Raw genomic sequence first — 18,317 nt, 5'->3', positions numbered from 1 at the left:
ATGCCCGCACCACGGGCCTTTCCCGTCCGTGACCTACGGACGGGAAAGGCCCGCCGCGTTACCGCTGACACCGGCCGTCACCACCCGGAGAGGTCTCCACGGTTCCGGCGATCGTCCGGATTCTCGCACCGAGCCCCGTGGTGGGGGCGGGGGCGGGACGGACTCGTCGTCCGGTACGGCGAGCAGCCGGGCGGGCCGGTCCAGGTCATGGTCCACGGTCGTGGCTGTGATGATCGCCGCGATGAGCCGCTCGTTACCGGCCGGACGGCCGCGGTCAGCCGTTCTGGACGTTCCGGGCCAGCGTTGCGAGCACCCGCTCGAAGGCGGCGACGTCCTCCTGCTCCAGGCCCGAGCGCAGCTGCCGGTCGAAAGCCATGGCGGCTTCCCGCAGCCGGTGGAACAGCGCCTCCCCTTCCTGGGTGAACTCCACCATGTGGGCCCGCCGGTTGGCCGGGTCGCGGCGGCGGGTGAGCAGGCCCGTGCTCTCCATCGCGTTGAGGTGGTGGGTCAACGTGGCCCCCTGGATGCCGACCGCCTCGGCGAGCTCACGCTGGTTGCCCAGCTGCCGGGTCTTGAGGGAGATGAGGATCAGCCACACCGGCAACGATCCGCCCGCCGCGGCCAGTGCCTCGTCGAAGGCGCGGCCGACGGATTTGGCGGTGCGGGTCAGGTGCAGGCCGATCGGCGGCCCGAAGGGTGGCGGCATGCGCCAACGCTAACATCGCTCTCTAAACGTTTGACATCGAATCATTAGATATCTATGTTTTTTGGCAGGGGGCCGCCGAGATGCGACCGCCCATCTCGCATCGACAGAGAGCCCTCGCATCCACAGGGAGATTCGATGAACGCCCTCACCTTCACCCGGAGCCCGCGATGACCGCCACGACGCACTCGGCCGGAGACCGGCCGCTCGCCGGCAGGGTCGCCCTCGTCGCCGGAGCCAGCCGCGGCATCGGCGCCGTCACCGCTAGGGCCTTCGCCCAGGCCGGCGCCGCCGTCGTACTGGGTGCCCGCGACGGGCAGGCGGTGGAGTCCGTGGCGGAGTCCATCCGCGCCGAAGACGGTGAGGCGCTGGCCGTGCTCACCGATGTGGGCGACGCCATGTCCTCCGAGCGGCTGGTCCGGCAGGCGCTGGACGTGTTCGGCCGCCTGGACGCCGCGTTCAACAACGCCACCGACGGGCCCCCGCTCGCCCCGCTGGCCGACATCGACCCCGACGACTTCGACCGGGGTATCCGCACCAACATCCGCGGCACGTTCCTGGGCATGAAGTACCAGATCCCGGCGATGCTCGCCTCGGGCGGCGGTGCCATCGTCAACATGGCCTCCACCGCCGGTATCCAGGGCACCGCCAACCTTGCCGCCTACGTGGCCGGCAAGGCGGGAATCATCGGCCTGACCAAGGTCGCCGCACTCGACTACGCCGACCAGGGGATCCGCGTCAACGTCGTGGCTCCGGGGCCGATCCTCACCCACCACATCCAGGCCGCGGGCGAGGAGGCCCAGCGACTGGCCGGTCTCGCCACACCGATGCGCCGCATCGGTCAGGCCGCGGAGGTCGCCGACGCCGTCGTGTGGCTCTGCTCCGACCGGGCCTCTTTCGTCACCGGCGTCACCCTGCCCATCGACGGCGGCCAGCAGGCCGGCAACAAGCCGCCGCAGATGTATCGTCAGGGCAGCCCCGTGCAACCGCGGAATCCGTGACCCCGGGAGAAGGGGGGCTGCCGGCGCCGGTCATCGCTTGACCATCACCTCGACCCGTACGGCCGCCCCAGCCTTGAGCGTCACCTTGGCATAGGGGAACTTGCGCGCGGCGAGCGCCTTGTCCAGCTGTGCCACGGTGCACTTGTGCGGGGCCTTGGCCTTACCGGTGCCCTTGCCGCAGATCGTTCCCAGCGTGTCGAGCACCGCCGCGTCCGGGCTGAGCGTGACCTGCTGGGCGTCGCCGTCACCGATCTGCACCGTGATCCGGCCCGGCTGATCCGCGCTCGCGCTGAGCTCTCCGAGCAGGTAGGTGGCGGGCCCCGCGTCTCCGGCCCCGTCGTCCTCGCCCGGCGCATCCGTTGCCGCACCTGTTGCCGCATCCGTTGTGGGCTCCGGGGACGCGGGCTCCGTGGAGGGGGCCGGGGCGGGAGGCGTGGTGACGGCGGCCTCCGGCCCGGTCGAGGAGGCGGAGGCGGCCGGGGCCGCGGAGGAGGCAGACGAGTTGTCCTCCGCCGAACAGGCGGAGAGGCCGGCGGCGAACGCGGCCACCAGGAGGACGTGTGTCATCTTCAACGATCTGCTCATAAGGCGCAACGATCCCACGAGGCCCGGTGTAACGGCTAACCGTCGCTGCGGCGCGGATGGGGGATGCGGTGGTCCTCGGGGTGGCGCGTGTTCCGAGTCGCCCTACCGGCAGGTCCTACCGGCGGGGAGCCGTCACGGCTCGCGGGCGTTCAGGGCGGGGAGCCGTCACGGCTCGCGGGCGTTCAGGGCGCGGAGCCGTCACGGCTCGCGGGCGTTCAGGGCGCGGAGCTGGAAGCCCTCCTGCTGCCCTTCCTCGATGTCGAACCCGACGGCGTCTCCCTCACGGAGAGTGCGGTAGCCGTCTGCGGCGACCGCGCTGAAACGGACGAAGGCGTCGCCGCGGCCGGCGGGAAGGGCTGTGATGGCGTACTCGCGCGCTCGTCCGGTGACCTGCTTGGCGATCTAGACAAATGCGAGTAGAAGCTTGTATTCTCGCCAAAAGGCGAGCTAAAGCTCGCATGTTTGTTACTCCGGGGAGACGACAGATGGCAGAGAACACAGCTTTTTCCGTCGATCGGCGGTCGATGCTGGCGGCGGCGGGGCTGGCGGGACTCGCGGTCGTGGGAACGGCCGGGCGTGCCGAAGCGGCTCCTGCTCCGGCCAAGGGCGCCGCCCGGCGGTTCGAGGACAAGGTCGTCGTCATCACGGGTGCGACGTCCGGAATCGGGCGGGCCACCGCGGTGGCCTTCGCCCAGGAAGGCGCGAAGGTCGGTTTCTGCGGGCGCCGTACCCAGTTGGGGCGCGAGGTGGAACAGGAGATCCGCAGAGCCGGAGGCGAGGCCACCTACGTCAGGGCCGATGTCCGACGGGAAGACGACGTGCGCAGATTCGTCGACCAGATCGCCGGCAAGTACGGCGGGCTGGACATCGCCTTCAACAACGCCGGTGTCAACTGGTTCGTGGAGCTGGAGAAGACCTCGCTGGACCAGTGGAACGACCTGATGGCCACCAATGTCACGGGGGTGTTCCTGGCGATGAAGTATCAGATCCCGCACATGGTCAACCGCGGTGGCGGGGTCATCATCGTCACCTCCTCGGTGGCCGGCACCGCCACCCGGCCCGGCGGATCCGCCTACGCCGCCAGCAAGCGGGCGCTCGCCGGGATCGTCCAGGCGGCTGCGCTCGACTACGGGAGCAAGAAGATCCGGACGGTCGCGATCGCTCCCGGCACGATCCGCACCCCGATCTTCGAGGTGAACCGTCCGGATGGACTGACCGACGAGCAGTGGGAGGCGGAGGTGGTCAAGTGGGGCGCGGCCAACGTCGACGCGCTCAAACGGATCGGCCGGCCCGAGGAGCTCGCCGCCTCCGTCCTGGCCGTGGCGGAGCCGGGGCAGAGCTTCCTGACGGGCACCGAGATCCTTGTCGACGGCGGGATGACCGCCGGCCTGTAGCCGGGCCGGTCCGATGGGGCGCGGCTCACGGTGTCCGCGCCGAGGCGCCGGGGGCTGCGCGGGGGCGGTCCGGGAGGACCAGGGTGGGGCATCCCCGGGAGGCAGGACCGGCTCCCGGGGCCTCGCCCGGTCAGGATGGTGTCGCGCGACGGTGGCGGGGGTATCCGGCCCAAAGGGGAAAAGACCAGCTGACCGTGCTCGATCGGCTCGGGAAGGATGCGAGACGATGCCTTTGAAGCAACCTCGTCACACCGGCCGCGGAAGCCGGGACCTGGAGATCAATCCGATCTTCAGCCGGGAGCCCGTCCGGGTTCCCCGCCACGCCATGCCGGACGGGGAGATGGAGCCGGACACGGCCTACCAGGTGGTGCACGACGAGTTGATGCTGGACGGCAACGCGCGGCTGAATCTGGCGACGTTCGTCACCACCTGGGCGGAGCCGCAGGCGCAGCGGCTGATGGCCGAGTGCGTCCAGAAAAACATGATCGACAAGGATGAGTATCCGCAGACCGCGGAGCTGGAGATGCGGTGCGTGGACATGCTCGCCCGGCTCTGGCATGCCGAGGATCCCCATCGCGCGACGGGCTGCTCGACCACCGGATCGAGCGAGGCGGCGATGCTGGGTGGTCTGGCGCTCAAGCGGCGCTGGCAGCACCGCCGCCGCGGGGAGGGCAGGCCGGCCGACCGGCCCAACCTGGTGATGGGCGTCAACGTGCAGGTCTGCTGGGAGAAGTTCGCCGACTACTTCGATGTCGAACCCCGGTACGTGCCCATGGAGGGCGACCGGTACCACCTGAGCCCCGAGACGGCGGTCGAACTGTGCGACGAGAACACCATCGGTGTCGTCGCCGTCCTCGGTTCCACCTTCGACGGCAGCTACGAGCCCGTCGCCGGCATCGCCGCCGCCCTGGACGACCTGCAGGCCCGGACCGGACTCGATGTGCCGATCCACGTGGACGGCGCCTCCGGTGCGATGATCGCCCCCTTCCTCGACCCTGACCTGCACTGGGACTTCCGGGTGCCGAGGGTGGCGTCGATCAACACCTCCGGGCACAAGTACGGACTGGTGATGCCCGGGGTGGGCTGGGCACTGTGGCGTGATTCCGATGCGCTCCCGGACGACCTGGTCTTTCACGTCAACTACCTCGGCGGGGACATGCCGACCTTCGCGTTGAACTTCTCCCGCCCAGGAGCCCAGGTGGTCGCGCAGTACTACACCTTCCTGCGACTGGGTTTCGACGGCTACCGCCGGGTCCAGCAGACGTGCAGGGACGTGGCGACCCGCCTGGCCGGGGAGATCGCCAAGCTGGACCAGTTCGAGCTGATCACCGACGGCGGCCAGGCGCCGGTGTTCGCCTTCCGGGTACGTGAGGGGATCGACACCTTCACGGTCTTCGACGTCTCGGCCGCGCTGCGTGAGCGCGGCTGGCTGGTGCCCGCCTACACCTTTCCGAAGAACCGCACGGACCTGGCGGTGCTGAGGATCGTCGTCCGCAACGGCTTCAGCAACGACCTGGCCGATCTGCTGATGGAAGACCTGCGCCGGGTCCTGCCCCGGCTGGAGGGCCAAGGTGAACCGCAGCGCAGCGCCGATGACGCCGGCGGCTTCGCGCACGGCGTCGAGACCGAACGCCCCCGGCAGCCGGGCCGCGGTTGAAAGCGTCCGGTCATCGGCCGGGTACGGCCGCCGGTCGCGCAGGGCCTCCGTGGTGAGGGCCGGAGCCACGGCTCCACGCCGGTGGCCGACGGAGTCGATGGAGAGGAGACCCGAGATGTGCCGTCTGTTCGGACTGAGCAGTGTCCCGCAACGTACACATGCCACCTTCTGGCTGCTGGACGCGCCCGACAGCCTGAGCGACCAGAGCCGCCGTGATCCCGACGGGACCGGCCTGGGCTACTTCGACGCCGACGGCACCCCGGAGGTGCACAAGGCCCCCATCGCCGCCTACCAGGACCGGCGCTTCGCCGAAGAGGCCAGGGACGTGGAATCCGCCACCTTCCTGGCCCACGTCCGGTTCGCCTCCACCGGAGGCCTGGAGACCCGCAACACCCATCCCTTCCTGCAGGACGGGCGGCTCTTCGCCCACAACGGGGTGATCGAGGACATGGCCGGACTCGACGCGGAGCTGGGAGAAGACCGGTCGCTGGTCAAAGGGGACACCGACTCCGAGCGCTTCTTCGCCCTGATCACCCGCGAAACCAGGGCGCACGGCGGCGACGTCACCGCAGGCATCGAGAGCGCCGCCCGCTGGATCGCCCGGAACCTGCCCGTCTACGCCCTCAACCTGGTCCTCACCACCCCGGAGGAGCTGTGGGCGCTGCGCTACCCCGACACTCACGAGCTGTACGTGCTCCAGCGTGCCGCCGGCGGCCACCACGGCGACCGGCACCTCGACCACAGCGGCAGCGCGGGCCGCATGCGTGTCCGCTCCCGCGAGCTGGCCGACGCTCCCGCGATCGTGGTCGCCAGCGAACGCATGGACGACAACCCCCACTGGCGCCTGATGGAGCCCGGCGAGCTGCTTCACATCGGACCGGATCTCAGCGCCGCGCACCAGGTCGTGCTGCCCGACGAGCCGGCACACCGGCTGAGCCTCACCGACCTGCGCCCCGAGGCCGCCGCCTCGCAGCGGGCAACCTGAGAACGGGTTCACCTCCTCGTCGGGCATGCGAGGGGATGGCCGCGGTCTGCGGCATCGGGCGCGAGCGCTGATCGGCGGTCACCCCGCCGTTCGGCATAGGGATCCACCTTCCGGCCGCCGGACAGCCGGAGCGAAGGTCACTTCGTGGTCGCGGCCGGTTTCGCGCAGGAGGAGCGGATGACGAGCTGGGCGCCCACCCGGTAGGCCCGGCCGGCCCGGCCCCTCTGGTCCGGAGCCGTTGACCGGTCGGTCCGTTCGATCTGCTGTAGTAGGAGGTTCATGGCGAGATCCCCGAGCTCGCGGGCCCCGTTGTCGACGACGGTGATGGGAGGTTGCCACCAGCGCAGCCAGGGGATGTCCTCGTAGCAGATCAGCGAGAGCTGCTCGGGGATGACGATGCCCGCGCCGACGAGGGTGGGCAGCATGCCGAACACGGCCTCGTGGTTCGCGGCGAACAGCGCCGTCATCTCCGGGTTGCGGCGCAGCAGCCGCTCCGTCGCCTCGGCGCCGAAGGCGGAGTCGAACGGCCCGCGTTCGACGAGCGACTCGTCGACCTGATGGCCGCGTTCCCTCAGCGCCTGCTCGTAGCCGGCGAAACGCTCCAGTCCGGAGTTGGCGCTAGGCAGGCCGCCGATGAAGCCGATCCGCTCGTGACCCAGGTCGAGCAGATGTGAGGTGGCCGCGTGTGCGCCCTCGCGGTCGGAGGCGAGCACCGACGGTGCGGCGCTCTCTGCGGCGGCGCGGATGACGTTGACGACCCCGATGCCCTCGGCGAGCAGCGCGTTGGCCATGGCCACGTTCCGGCCCGTTCCTATCATGATCAGCCCGTCCACCCCGTGCGCGGCGAGGGTCCGCAGGAAGGACTCCTCCCGTCGCGGGTCCGCGTCGGTGATGCAGAGCATCACCTGGTAGCCCTCGGCCGCGGCACGGCGCTGCACGACCTCGGCGATGGTGTGGAAGGACGCGTTGATGAGGTTGTTCAGCACCAGTCCCACGACGTGGGACTGCTTGGAACGCAGGGCGCTGGCCGCGCGGTTGAGGCGGTAGCCCATCCGGTCCGCTACCTCTTTCACCGCCACCCGGGTCTCCGAGGCGATCAGCGGTGAGCCGCTCAGTGCGCGGGAGGCCGTACTGCGCGACACCCCGGCTGCGGCGGCGACGTCCTTCAGCGTGATCGCCATCGTCCTTCTTTCTGGGATCGATCCCATTCAGAGGAGAATTTTGCCACAAGATCATAAAAACTTGGCGAGGTGGAGGGAAATTAACCCAGGTTAAAAACATATTTCAGCCTTGACCTGAACCTCCGGAGTGCTGCAACCTAATGCAAGCGATCCCAAAAAATGACTACAACATTGACCTCCGGGGGTTCCATGAACCGCGACGACGTCACCTGGCACGGCTACTGGCCGGCCGCTCCCACCCCTTTCGCCAGCGAAGGCGGGCTGGACGAGGACGCGTGGCGCGCGCTGCTCCGGCTCTACGCCGCCCAGGGAGTGCACGGAGTCCTGGTCAATGGGAGCACCGGTGAGTGGTTCAGCCAGAGCGCGGTCGAGCGCCGCCGGGTCGCGGAGATCGCGGTGTCCGAGCTCTCCGGCAGGATCCCGGTGATCATCGGTGTCACGGCCTACACCGCCGCCGAGGCGATCGAGTTCGCGCGGCACGCCGCCGAGGTGGGAGCGGACGGCGTGCTCGCCACGCCCCCGCCATACGTGCATCCGGGTGCTGAGGACATCCTCGCCTTCTACCGGCAGGTCAGCTCCGCGACGGACCTGCCGTTCATGGTCTACAACTGGCCGCGCGGCGTGGCCGTCGACATCTCCGCCCACCCCGGGCTGATGTCGAGGCTGGCCGACCTGGACAACGTGGTGGCCATCAAGGACAGCACCGGCGACTGGCTGCGGATGCTCGGCACGGTTGAGGAGGTCAGCGACCGGGTCCGAGTGTTCGGCAGCTTCCTGCACCGGCGAGGGCTCGCCGTACTGCTGGAACTGGGCGGGGACGGGAACATCGACGGCGGCGGCATCGGTGCTCCGTTCGCGGTCCCCTACTACGAGGCGGTCGCGGCCGCCGACCGCGAAGCGGCGCGCGGCTGGGTCGACCGGTACGCGGGGCTCTCCTCCCGGCTGATCAACCCCGACTACAGCGGCGTGTACGGCACGCCCATCGCCCAGCTCAAGGCCGCCATGGCGATGATCGGCCAGCCGGGCGGGCACGTCCGCCCGCCGCTCCTGCCGATCACCGACCCGGAGAAGCTCGCCGCGATCGGTGCGGTGCTGAAGGAGTCCGGCCTGGTCGGCGCCCTGGGGCAGGAGGGGCGATGACAACGGCGCGGGGCCGCACCGCTCCTCGGACGCGGATCGTCGTCGACGGCGACTCCGTGCACGCCGTCGACGGCATCAGTCTCGCCGCCGTCCTCGTCGGCGAGCGGCGGTGGAGCCTGCGGCGCAACCCGGTGGGCGACGACCCACGTGGCCCGTTCTGCGGGATGGGCGTGTGCTTCGAATGCGAGGTGACCGTGGACGGCCGTCCGGGGGTCCGCGCCTGCATCACCAAGATCTATGACGGCATGCGGGTCGAGACGGCCGTGGAGGAAGAGGCTCCGCATGACCGCTGAGCGCAGCGCGGCCCTCCACGGTGAGGTCGTCGAGCGGGACGTCGTGATAGTCGGCGGCGGTCCGGCGGGGCTCAGCGCCGCCGCCAGGCTGGCCTCCGCGGGGCTGGCCGTGACGATCCTCGACGAGCAGCCCGAGCTGGGCGGGCAGTACTACCGGAGACCCGCGCCCGCGGTGGCGGAGCAGTGGGGCGACCACCGGCCCGATGGCGGTCGGCTGATCGCTCGGGTGCGCGCGGCCGGCGCCGAGTGCCGTACCGGCCATCTGGTCTGGGGCGTGGACGACGACGGGCGCACGCTACTCGCCTCCGACGCCGCCGGGCATCCGGTGCGGTTGCGCGCCCGCCACCTGGTGCTGGCGACCGGCGCCTTCGAGCGGGTGTTTCCCTTCCCCGGCTGGCAGCTTCCCGGCGTGACCACCCCGGGCTTCGCCCAGCACCTGGCCGCCGGCGACCACACCACCATCGGGGAGCGGGTGGTCCTGGCGGGTTCCGGCCCGTTCCTGCTGCCGGTCGCCTGCTCGCTGATCGAACTCGGCGTGACCGTGGTGGGAATCGCCGAGGCGGGCAGGCCGTACCGGCCGAGCCTGCGGGCACTGGGCACGCTCGGTCACCCCGCGCGCCTGCGCGAGCTGGCCGGCTACGTCGCGAGGCTGGCCCGCGCCCGGGTGCCCATCTGGCAGGAGACCGTCGTGCTCCGCGCCGACGGCCGCGACCGGGTCTCCTCGGTGACCCTCGCCGCCGCGGCCAGGCCTGCGCGTCCGGTCCGCACCGTCGAGGTGGACGCGCTCTGCGTCGGGTACGGCTTCCGCCCCCAGACCGACCTGGCCCGCATGCTGGGCTGCGCGGTGCGGGTCGACGTGGCGAGTGGAGACGCGGTCCCGGTGACCGACGCGGCGGGCCGCGCCTCCCGGGCGGATGTGTACGTGGTGGGCGAGGCCGCGGGAATCGGCGGCGTGCACGCGGCGAAGGCCAGAGGACTCGCCGCCGCGCACGACATCCTGACCCGTGAGGCCCACGAGACCGTACCGGTGGCCGAGGTCCGGCGGGTGGCGTCGGCCAGGCGCCGTCTGGCACGTTTCACCGCGCTGACCGACTCCCTCTACCCCGGCCCGGCGGCGCTGCTCGCCACGCTGGCGCCCGCGCTGCCCGCCGACACCATGGTCTGCCGGTGCGAGGCGGTCCGCGCGGAGGAGATCCGCGCCACCGCCGCGGGAAGCGCCGACGGCGATCTCAACGCGACCAAGGCCCGGAGCCGCGCGGGAATGGGTCCCTGCCAGGGCAGGGAATGCGGGTTCGCGGTCGCCGGCCTCGTCCGGTCGGTCGCGCCCCGCCCCGGCGCGGGTGACGGCGAGTCCCGGGTGGAGGTCTTCCCCTCCCGGCTGCCGGTCCGCCCCATCCCCCTCGCCACGCTGCTGGAGCTGGCCGGACCCGACTCGCAGGAAGGCGACCGATCATGACCACGCGGACTGCGGACGCGGTGATCGTGGGGGCTGGGGTGCTCGGTGCCTCGGTGGCCAGCAACCTGGCCCGCAGCGGCCACCGGGTGCTCGTGCTCGACCGCGGCGCGCCCGGCAGGGAGGGATCCGGCACCACTGCGGGCAACCTGCACATGCAGGCGGTGCACACCAAGCGCCCCGGCCAGGCCGTGCCGCTGGACAGCGCGCGATTCCTGCCGCTGCAGCGCGCTGCGAGCGACCGGTGGGAGACGCTGGAGGAGGAACTGGAAACCTCGGTCGAGGTCCGCCGCACCGGCGGCTTCACCATCGCCGAGACCAATGAGCAGTGCCGGGAACTGCACGACAAGCACGGCTGGGAGGCCGCCGCCGGGATCCCCACCGAGATCCTCGACGGAGACGCCGCGCGAGCCGCGCTGCCCCTGCTCGGGCCGACCGTGGCCGCCGCCACCTGGTGCGACCTGGACGGTTACGCCAACCCGCTGAAGGTCACCCCCGCCTACCTGGACTCGGCGGCCAGACACGGCGGCCGGACGCTGGCGTTCGCACCGGTCCGGCGGATCACCCGCAACGGCGACGGCTGGCGGGTGGTCGCCGGGCACGGCGCCGCCGAGCGGGTCGTCGACACCCCCGTGGTGGTCGACGTCGCGGGGCCCTGGCTGGGAGAGATCGCGGCGATGGCCGGGATCACGCTGCGGATGACACCGGTGGCGATCCAGATGCACGCCACGGTGCGCTCGTCGGCCACGATGTCCCACCTGGTTCAGCACATCGGTGAGGGACTGTCGGTGAAGCAGGTCGCCGCCGGCAACCTGCTGATCGGCGGCGGCTGGCCGGCACTGAGCATGGACCTGGCCGGACGGAGCGGCACCAGCCTGGACAGCCTGGTGGGCAACGTCGCGCTGGCCGTCCGGGTGCTGCCGTTCATCCGGGATCTGCGGCTGCTGCGGATGTGGGCCGGGCCGCTCGCGGCCACGCCCGACGAGATGCCGGTGATCGGCGAGGTGCCCGGCGCCCCCGGATTCTACGTGGCCGGAGGCACCTACGCCTTCACCTTCGCCCCGCTGTGGGGGGAGACGCTGCGCTGCCTGATCGAGGGGAAGCCACCGCCGGTGGACATCTCCGATCTCGGGCCCGGCCGGCTGATGGTGCCGGCCGGTGGGTCAGCGCGGGACAACGGCTTGGAGCAGGAAAACCCTCAGGACAGAAGGAGCAAGCGGTGCTGACATCACCTCGGCTACGGCCCACGTCGGAGCCCGAGACCCTCTGGTTGACCGGTGGGCACGTCGTGGACGTCCGATCAGGAGTGATCCGCAGGAACGCCAACGTGCTCGTCGCGGCCGGGCGGATCGAGCGGATCACGGCCGACGCCCCGCCCCCGGGAGCGCAGACCGTCGAGCTGGGTGGCAGGTATCTGATGCCCGGCCTGATCTCGGTGCACACCCATCTGTCGGTGCTCTACCCCTTCTCCGCCACCGACGAGTCGGAGGACTCCGGGCTGACCGCGCTGCGCGCACTGTCGCGGGCGCAGGACGCCCTCGTAGCGGGGGTCACCACCATCCGCTGCGTCCACGAGCAGAACCGCGCCGACCTGCTCGTGCGCACCGCCGCCGACCAGGGCTGGGTGGCCGCGCCGCGGATCGTCGGCGCGGGCCGTGCCATCTCCACCACCGGCGGCCACGGTAAGGGCGCCGACTGCTCCTACGCCGACGGGCACGACGGCTTCCTGCGCGCGGCCAGGCAGGAGCTGGACGCGGGCGCCGATCTGCTCAAGATCTTCATCACCGGCGGCATCGCCCACCAGGGCGAGTCGTTCACCGGCGCGCAGATGACCGCCGAGGAGATGCGGGCCGTGGTCCGCGCAGCCGAGGAGCACGGCAGTTACGTGACCGCGCACGCCGGCGCCGGCTCGGCGATCCGCGAGGCGCTCGCCGCCGGAGTACGCGGCTACGAGCACGCCTACGACCTGGACGACGACACGGCCGCTCAGATGGCGGACCGGCGGGTGTTCCTCACCCCGACCCTGTGCGTCACCCGCTGCCCCGACTGGATGGCCGAGCACAGCTTCACGCCCTGGCAGATCGAGCGGGCGGTGGAGGTCGGCCCCGGCCACCTGGCCAGCATCCGGCGGGCGGTCGCGGCCGGCATCGCCGACCCGGACGACCCCGGCGCGCCGGGCATCACCATGCTCGCCGGCACCGACTACCCGCCGGGCGAGCCCATCGAGGACACCGTCGTGGCGGTCCGCGAGATGGAGTTCCTCACCGACGCGGGCCTCAGCCCCATCCAGGCGGTACGGGCGGGCACGTCCGAGGCCGCGCGCCTGGTCGGGCTGGCAGGCCAGGCCGGTGCCGTCGAGGAGGGCCACCTCGCCGACCTGATCGTCACCGAGCGGGACCCGCTGAGCGACGTCTCCGCGCTGCGCCGGATCCCCTTCGTCATGCAGGCCGGCCGGATCGTCCGTGACGATCTGCCGGTCGTCCCCGTCCCGCAGCAGGTCCCTGGAGGTGCCCTGTGAATTCCCCCGACACTCCGGCCGGACTCACCCGGTTCGCCGTGGACATCGGTGGCACGTTCGTCGACGCGATCGCCTACGACGAGGAGACGGGACAGATCCGGTTGCACAAGGCCTCGACCACTCCGGGCGCCCCGGAACAGGGGGTCCTGGACGCGGTGGGCGGCCTCGCCACCCGGCTGGACGGCGTGGAGGCGTTCGTGCACGGCACCACGCTCGGCCTGAACGCGATCCTGCAGCGCCGCGGCGCGAACCTCGGCATCATCACCAACGAGGGCTTCAGGGACCTGCTGGAGATCGCCCGCGCCAACGTCCCCGGTCAGCACATGTACGACTTCTCCTACGCTCCGCCGCCGCCGCTGGTGCCGCGCCACCGGCGGGTCGGCGTGCCCGGCCGGATCGACGCCCAGGGCGACGTGGTGCGGGACCTGGACGAGGACGCCGTGCGTGAGGCCGGGCGGGTCCTGGTCGAGGAGCAGGGGTTGCGCTCGCTGGCCATCTGCTTCCTGCACTCCTACGCCAACCCCGAGCACGAGCGGCGGGCCGCGCGCATCCTGCGCGAGCTCTACCCGGACGTCTCGATCTCGGTCTCCACCGACATCACCCGTGAGTACCGCGAGTACGAGCGGACCAGCACCGTCACCCTGGACGCCTACATCCGGCCGGTGCTGAGCGACTACATCGGCACCCTGGAGGACAGGCTGACCGAGGCGGGGCTCACCCACCCGCTGCACATCATGCGCTCGGGCGGTGGCGCCATGACCGCGGAGCTGGCCCGCCGTGCTCCGCTGATGACCGTGCTGTCCGGTCCCGCCGGGGGAGTGGTGGGCGCCTCCTTCCTGGCCCGCGAGCAGCACCTGCCCAAACTGATCTCCTTCGACGTCGGCGGCACCAGCGTGGACTGCTGCGTGATCGAGGACGGCGAGCCCAGCGAGGTGCACGAGGCGGGCATCGACGGCTTCCCGCTGCTGATCCCGATCTTCGACATCCGTACCGTGGGCGCGGGCGGCGGCTCGATCGCCTGGATCGACGAAGGGCTGCTCAAGGTCGGCCCGCACAGCGCCGGCGCCGTGCCGGGACCGGTGGCGTACGGCGCGGGCGGCACCGAGCCGACCGTCACCGACGCCTCGCTGGCACTCGGCTACCTGGACCCTGCCGCGTTCCTCGGCGGCGACATGACCATCGACGCGGACGCGGCCCGCGCCGCGATCGACGCCAAGCTGGCCGGTCCGCTCGGGGTGAGTGTGACCCAGGCCGCCGCGAGCGTACTGCGGGTGCTGCTGGCCCGCATGGTCGGTGCGCTGCGCGAGATCACCGTGGAGCGGGCGCTGGACCCGCGCGAGTTCGCGCTGCTGGCCATCGGCGGTGCCGGTCCGCTGCTCGGCCCGATGCTGGCCCGCGAGATGGGGATCGCCACCACGATCGTCCCTCAGGTGCCCGCCGCGTTCTCCGCCTTCGGCATGCTCATGTCCGACCTGGAGTACGAGTTCGCCGCCACCGTGCTGCGCTCCCTCAGCGACGACAGCCTGGCCGCCCTGGAAGGCGAGTTCACCGAGCTGGAGGCGCAGGGCGACGAGGTGCTGTCCGCCCAGGGCATCAAGCCGGAGGACCGCACCCTGATCCGCCGGCTGGACATCCGCTACCACGGCCAGGAGCACAGCCTCGGCATCGACCTGCAGCCCGGCGACACCGCCGCCGCCGTACTGGCCCGCTTCAACGCCCAGCACGAGGCGCGGTACGGCCACGCGATGGCCGACACCGGGCAGATCCTCACCCTGCGGGTGCGGGCGGTGGGACGGCTGGCCAAGCCGGCGCTGCGCAAGCTGGCGCCCGCCGGGTCCGGTGGGCCGGAGGCGGTCGGTGAGCGGCCCGCCTTCGACGTCGCCGCCGGGGAGATCGGCACGTTCCTGGTCTACGACCGCGCAACCCTGGCGCCCGGCCACGAGGTGAGCGGCCCGGCGATCGTCGAGGAGGGCACCTCGACGACGGTGATCTTCGGTGATCAGCGGCTCACCGTCGACATCTATGGACAGCTGCTGGTGACCGCCACCGGAGGAACCCGATGAACAGCCCCGAACGTCTGGACGGTGCGACCGTCGAGGTGATCCGCAACTACCTGGTCTCGGTGGGCGAGCAGATGCGCCGCACCCTGGTGCGGGCGGCCTTCAACCCGGTGATCTACGAGGTGCTCGACTTCGGCATCTCGATCTACAACGCCGACCTGGACCTGACCGCCGAGGCCGCGGGAATCACCTCGTTCCTCGGTGCCAACGACCACGCCATCGCCAAGGGCGTGGAATACGTCGGCCGGGAGAACTTCGCACCGGGCGACGTCTACCTGCTGAACTACCCGTACTGGAGCGGCGCGCACTCCTACGACGCGATGCTCTTCGCCCCGGTCTTCCGTGACGGGCACGAGGGCCCCGCCGCCTACCTCGCAGTGCGCGCGCACTGGATGGACCTCGGCGCCAAGTCCCCGGGCTACGTCCTGGACTCCACCGACATGCACCAGGAAGGTCTCATCTTCCCGGGTACCAAGATCGTGAGTCGTGGCGAGGTGGTCCGCGACATCGTCGAGCTCATCCGGTTCAACTCCCGGCTGCCCGACCTGACCATCGGTGACTTCCACGCCCAGCTCGCGGCCCTGCGCACCGGAGAGAACCGGCTGGCGCAGGTCTGGGAGAAGTTCGGCGGCGAAACCGTCGACCAGGCCATCAGGCAGGTCATCGAGCACGGTGAGCGGGTCGCCCGCAAGGCCGTGGCCGCGCTGCCCGACGGCACCTGGACCGCCTTCGACTACTGCGACGACGACGGTATCACCGACGACCTCATCCGGATGGAGGTCAAGGTCACCATCGACGGGGACCGGATGGAGGTCGACTTCAACGGCTCCGACGGCGCGGTGGCCGGCCCGGTCAACCTGCCGATCGGCTCCACCGAGAGCCTGGGTAAGGCCATCTTCAAGGAGCTGACCACGCCCACCGAGCCTTCCAACGCCGGGCACTACCGGGCACTGGAGGTCAAGGCTGATCCCGGCAACTTCTTCCACGCCGTCTACCCGGCCGCGACGTTCACCCAGTGGAGCGCCATCGTCGCGTTCGAACTGATCCACAAGGCGCTGGCCCAGGTGATGGACTCGATCCCGGCCTCCTCCGGCGGCGACGAGCCGGGCTTCATGGCGCTCGGCCACGACCCGCGCACCGGCGCGGACTTCGTGATCAGTAACAACGAGGGCATCGGCTGGGGCGCGCGCAAGGACCGTGACGGCGCCAACGCCCAGCAGCACCCCTCCCAGAGCGTCGTCCGCAACACCCCAGTCGAGGTGCTGGAGCACAAGTCCACCGTGTTCCACGAGCGGCTGGAGCTGATACCCGACTCCGGCGGCGCCGGCCGGTTCCGTGGCGGCGTCGGCGTGCTCAGGCAGGTCCGCTACCTCGCCGACGGCGAGGTGCTTTCGATGAAGAAGAAGAGCAAGACCCGGCCATGGGCGCTGGACGGCGGCCAGGAGCCCGAGCCCAGCGAGATGGTGCTGTGGCCGGACACCGACCAGGCGAAGCGGGTCGGAATGTATCGGGCCGCGATGAAGGCCGGCGACCGGTTCGTGAACCGGACCGCCGGAGGCGGCGGCTACGGCGACCCCCTCGACCGCGACCCGGCGGCGGTGGTGGCCGACGTGCTCGACGGCTACGTCAGCGCCGAGGCCGCGGAGCAGTCCTATGGCGTGATCGTGGACGGCGACGGCTGGCGGCCCACGTCGGCCAGGGCCGCCCGACTCAAGAGTGAAGGGTAGACGACAGTGCACCAACCCCCCGCCACGCCGGTGACGGCGCCGGCCAGGCGACGTGGCCGCAGGGGCACCCTGGGCCTGACCTCCGTCATGCTCGTCGGCGCGCTGGCCCTCGCGGCCTGCGGTCAGAGCACCTCGGGCGCCTCCGGTGGCTCCGACGTCCGCAAGCAGACGCTGATCATCGCGGAGAACGAGCCGCCGGCCACCTTCGACCCGGTCCAGGCCGACAACTCGACCGTCGACGAGGTCTCCATCCCCGCCTACGACACCCTGGTCAAGTACGGCAAGGGCGGCGTGATCGCCCCGGCCGTGGCCACCGAGTGGGCGTTCGCCAAGGACGGTAAGAGCATCAAGCTGACGCTCCGCGGCGACGTGACCTTCCACGACGGCACCAAGCTGACCGCCACCGACGTGAAGTACACGTTGGACCGGATCGGCAGGTTGCAGATGGGCGTCGCGTCGCTGGTGACCGCCTACGACTCCGCGGAGATCGTCGACGACACCCATCTGACGATCAAGCTGAAGCAGTCCTACGCGCCGTTCCTGGGGGCGCTGTCGCGGGTCTACCTGCTCAACTCCAAACTGGTACAGGCCAACGCCGGCTCCGACGACGGCCGCCAGTGGCTGGCGGCCAACGACGCGGGTTCCGGGCCGTACAAGCTGACCGGCTACACCCCCAACCAGGAGGCCAAGTTCACCCGGAACGACGGCTACTGGGGCGGTTTCACCGGCCAGGCCAAGGACGTGGTGATCCGCTACCTGCCGCAGGCGGCGACCCAGAAGACCGCGCTGAGCAACGGTGACGTGGACATCGCGATGGACGTCGACCCCAACGACTGGGCCGGGCTCGAGAGCGGCGGCTACGTGGTGGACAAGGCCGACACCAACGTGCAGCTCTACGTCTTCTTCAAGATGAAGGACTCGCCGGTGGCCGACAAGGCCCTGCGCGAGGCCATCACCTACGCCTACGACTACGACCAGCACCAGTCGGCCATCCTCAAGGGGGCGGGCAAGAAGGCCGCCGGCGTGCTGGCGAGCACGATGGTCTGCGCCGACCCCACCGTCGCGCAGCCCGGCTACGACCTGCAGAAGGCGAAGAGCATCCTGGCCGCCGCCGGGCTGAAGGACGTCACGCTGACGATGAGCTACCTCAAGGCCACCGCCGAGATGGAGCAGGCCGCCACGCTGCTCCAGTCCGACCTGGCCAAGATCGGGGTGAAGGTCGAACTGTCGGCGGTCACCTACCCGCAGTACGTCGAGATGCTCAAGAGCAACGCGACCACGCCCGACCTCGGCATGATCTACGGCTTCCCGCCCAACCCGGACCCGGACTCGGTGCTGCACCTGCAGTTCGACTCGGTGTTCATCAACAACGGGCAGAACAGCGGCGGCTATGACAACCCGAAGGTCGACAAGCTGGTCGAGGACGCCCAGAAGCTGACCGATGAGGATGCCCGCTGCGCCCTCTACAAGGAGGCCCAGCAGACCATCGCGGCCGATTCCGCCTCGATCAACATGTCCAACCCGCAGTACGTGACGGTCTACCGCAAGGGGCTCACCGGCTACGCCTACGACCCCGCGCACCACCAGACGGTGGACGTCTACCAGGTGCAGGTCGGCTGA

At 70.8% G+C, this 18,317-nt stretch carries 16 protein-coding genes; 12 read left to right on the top strand and 4 right to left on the bottom strand.

Annotated features, from left to right (window positions below):
• Positions 1–274: 274 nt before the first annotated feature.
• The gene (locus OHA77_RS09550; protein ID WP_406317524.1) at positions 275–706 is read right to left on the bottom strand and encodes a MarR family winged helix-turn-helix transcriptional regulator; all 432 of its coding nucleotides are present in this window, start codon (positions 704–706) and stop codon (positions 275–277) included.
• 167 nt (positions 707–873) lie between these two features.
• On the opposite strand from OHA77_RS09550, the gene OHA77_RS09545 reads away from it, so the two are divergent.
• On the top strand, positions 874–1,704 hold the full coding sequence (locus OHA77_RS09545; RefSeq protein WP_406317523.1) for an SDR family NAD(P)-dependent oxidoreductase: 831 nt from the start codon (positions 874–876) through the stop codon (positions 1,702–1,704).
• 30 nt (positions 1,705–1,734) lie between these two features.
• On the opposite strand, the gene OHA77_RS09540 is transcribed toward OHA77_RS09545, so the two are convergent.
• Together OHA77_RS09540 and OHA77_RS09535 are read right to left on the bottom strand one after the other, a co-directional pair.
• Positions 1,735–2,289, bottom strand: a complete 555-nt coding sequence (locus OHA77_RS09540) for a hypothetical protein (RefSeq protein ID WP_406317521.1) — start codon at positions 2,287–2,289, stop codon at positions 1,735–1,737.
• Between the two features lie 198 nt (positions 2,290–2,487).
• Complete coding sequence (locus tag OHA77_RS09535; RefSeq protein ID WP_406319809.1) at positions 2,488–2,652, bottom strand: cold shock domain-containing protein; 165 nt, start codon at positions 2,650–2,652, stop codon at positions 2,488–2,490.
• A gap of 122 nt (positions 2,653–2,774) precedes the next feature.
• Here OHA77_RS09535 and OHA77_RS09530 point away from each other — a divergent pair, with 122 nt between their 5' ends.
• From OHA77_RS09530 to OHA77_RS09520, 3 genes are all read left to right on the top strand, one after another.
• The gene (locus OHA77_RS09530) at positions 2,775–3,683 is read left to right on the top strand and encodes an SDR family NAD(P)-dependent oxidoreductase (RefSeq protein ID WP_406317520.1); all 909 of its coding nucleotides are present in this window, start codon (positions 2,775–2,777) and stop codon (positions 3,681–3,683) included.
• 226 nt (positions 3,684–3,909) lie between these two features.
• Complete coding sequence (locus OHA77_RS09525; RefSeq protein WP_406317518.1) at positions 3,910–5,340, top strand: glutamate decarboxylase; 1,431 nt, start codon at positions 3,910–3,912, stop codon at positions 5,338–5,340.
• 115 nt (positions 5,341–5,455) lie between these two features.
• Positions 5,456–6,325: a class II glutamine amidotransferase gene (locus OHA77_RS09520; RefSeq protein WP_406317516.1), complete on the top strand. Its 870-nt coding sequence runs from the start codon at positions 5,456–5,458 to the stop codon at positions 6,323–6,325.
• Between the two features lie 137 nt (positions 6,326–6,462).
• Here OHA77_RS09520 and OHA77_RS09515 read toward each other — a convergent pair whose 3' ends face one another.
• A complete protein-coding gene (locus OHA77_RS09515; RefSeq protein ID WP_406317514.1) occupies positions 6,463–7,506 on the bottom strand; it encodes a LacI family DNA-binding transcriptional regulator in 1,044 nt (347 codons plus the stop codon).
• Positions 7,507–7,695: 189 nt separating this feature from the next.
• Here OHA77_RS09515 and OHA77_RS09510 point away from each other — a divergent pair, with 189 nt between their 5' ends.
• From OHA77_RS09510 to OHA77_RS09475, 8 genes are read left to right on the top strand one after another with little or no spacing between them, the layout of a single operon-like run.
• A complete protein-coding gene (locus tag OHA77_RS09510) occupies positions 7,696–8,646 on the top strand; it encodes a dihydrodipicolinate synthase family protein (RefSeq protein WP_406317512.1) in 951 nt (316 codons plus the stop codon).
• On the top strand, positions 8,643–8,939 hold the full coding sequence (locus OHA77_RS09505; protein ID WP_406317510.1) for a (2Fe-2S)-binding protein: 297 nt from the start codon (positions 8,643–8,645) through the stop codon (positions 8,937–8,939). The genes OHA77_RS09510 and OHA77_RS09505 overlap by 4 nt, the downstream gene beginning before the upstream one ends.
• Positions 8,929–10,395, top strand: a complete 1,467-nt coding sequence (locus OHA77_RS09500; protein ID WP_406317509.1) for an NAD(P)/FAD-dependent oxidoreductase — start codon at positions 8,929–8,931, stop codon at positions 10,393–10,395. Before OHA77_RS09505 ends, OHA77_RS09500 begins: the two co-directional genes overlap by 11 nt.
• Positions 10,392–11,618 (top strand): NAD(P)/FAD-dependent oxidoreductase, encoded by a 1,227-nt coding sequence (locus tag OHA77_RS09495; RefSeq protein ID WP_406317507.1) that lies wholly within the window; start codon positions 10,392–10,394, stop codon positions 11,616–11,618. The genes OHA77_RS09500 and OHA77_RS09495 overlap by 4 nt, the downstream gene beginning before the upstream one ends.
• The gene (locus OHA77_RS09490; protein ID WP_406317505.1) at positions 11,612–12,910 is read left to right on the top strand and encodes an amidohydrolase family protein; all 1,299 of its coding nucleotides are present in this window, start codon (positions 11,612–11,614) and stop codon (positions 12,908–12,910) included. The genes OHA77_RS09495 and OHA77_RS09490 overlap by 7 nt, the downstream gene beginning before the upstream one ends.
• Positions 12,907–14,973 carry a hydantoinase/oxoprolinase family protein gene (locus OHA77_RS09485; protein WP_406317504.1) on the top strand — a complete coding sequence of 689 codons (2,067 nt, stop codon included), beginning with the start codon at positions 12,907–12,909 and terminating at the stop codon, positions 14,971–14,973. The genes OHA77_RS09490 and OHA77_RS09485 overlap by 4 nt, the downstream gene beginning before the upstream one ends.
• Positions 14,970–16,697, top strand: a complete 1,728-nt coding sequence (locus tag OHA77_RS09480; protein WP_406317502.1) for a hydantoinase B/oxoprolinase family protein — start codon at positions 14,970–14,972, stop codon at positions 16,695–16,697. The genes OHA77_RS09485 and OHA77_RS09480 overlap by 4 nt, the downstream gene beginning before the upstream one ends.
• Positions 16,698–16,703: 6 nt before the next feature.
• Positions 16,704–18,317 (top strand): ABC transporter substrate-binding protein, encoded by a 1,614-nt coding sequence (locus tag OHA77_RS09475; RefSeq protein WP_406317501.1) that lies wholly within the window; start codon positions 16,704–16,706, stop codon positions 18,315–18,317.

Source organism: Streptosporangium sp. NBC_01639 (assembly GCF_045209755.1).
Lineage (GTDB): Bacteria > Actinomycetota > Actinomycetes > Streptosporangiales > Streptosporangiaceae > Streptosporangium.
Note: the sequence above shows the minus strand (reverse complement) of the source record. Positions and strands in the feature narration are given on the sequence as shown.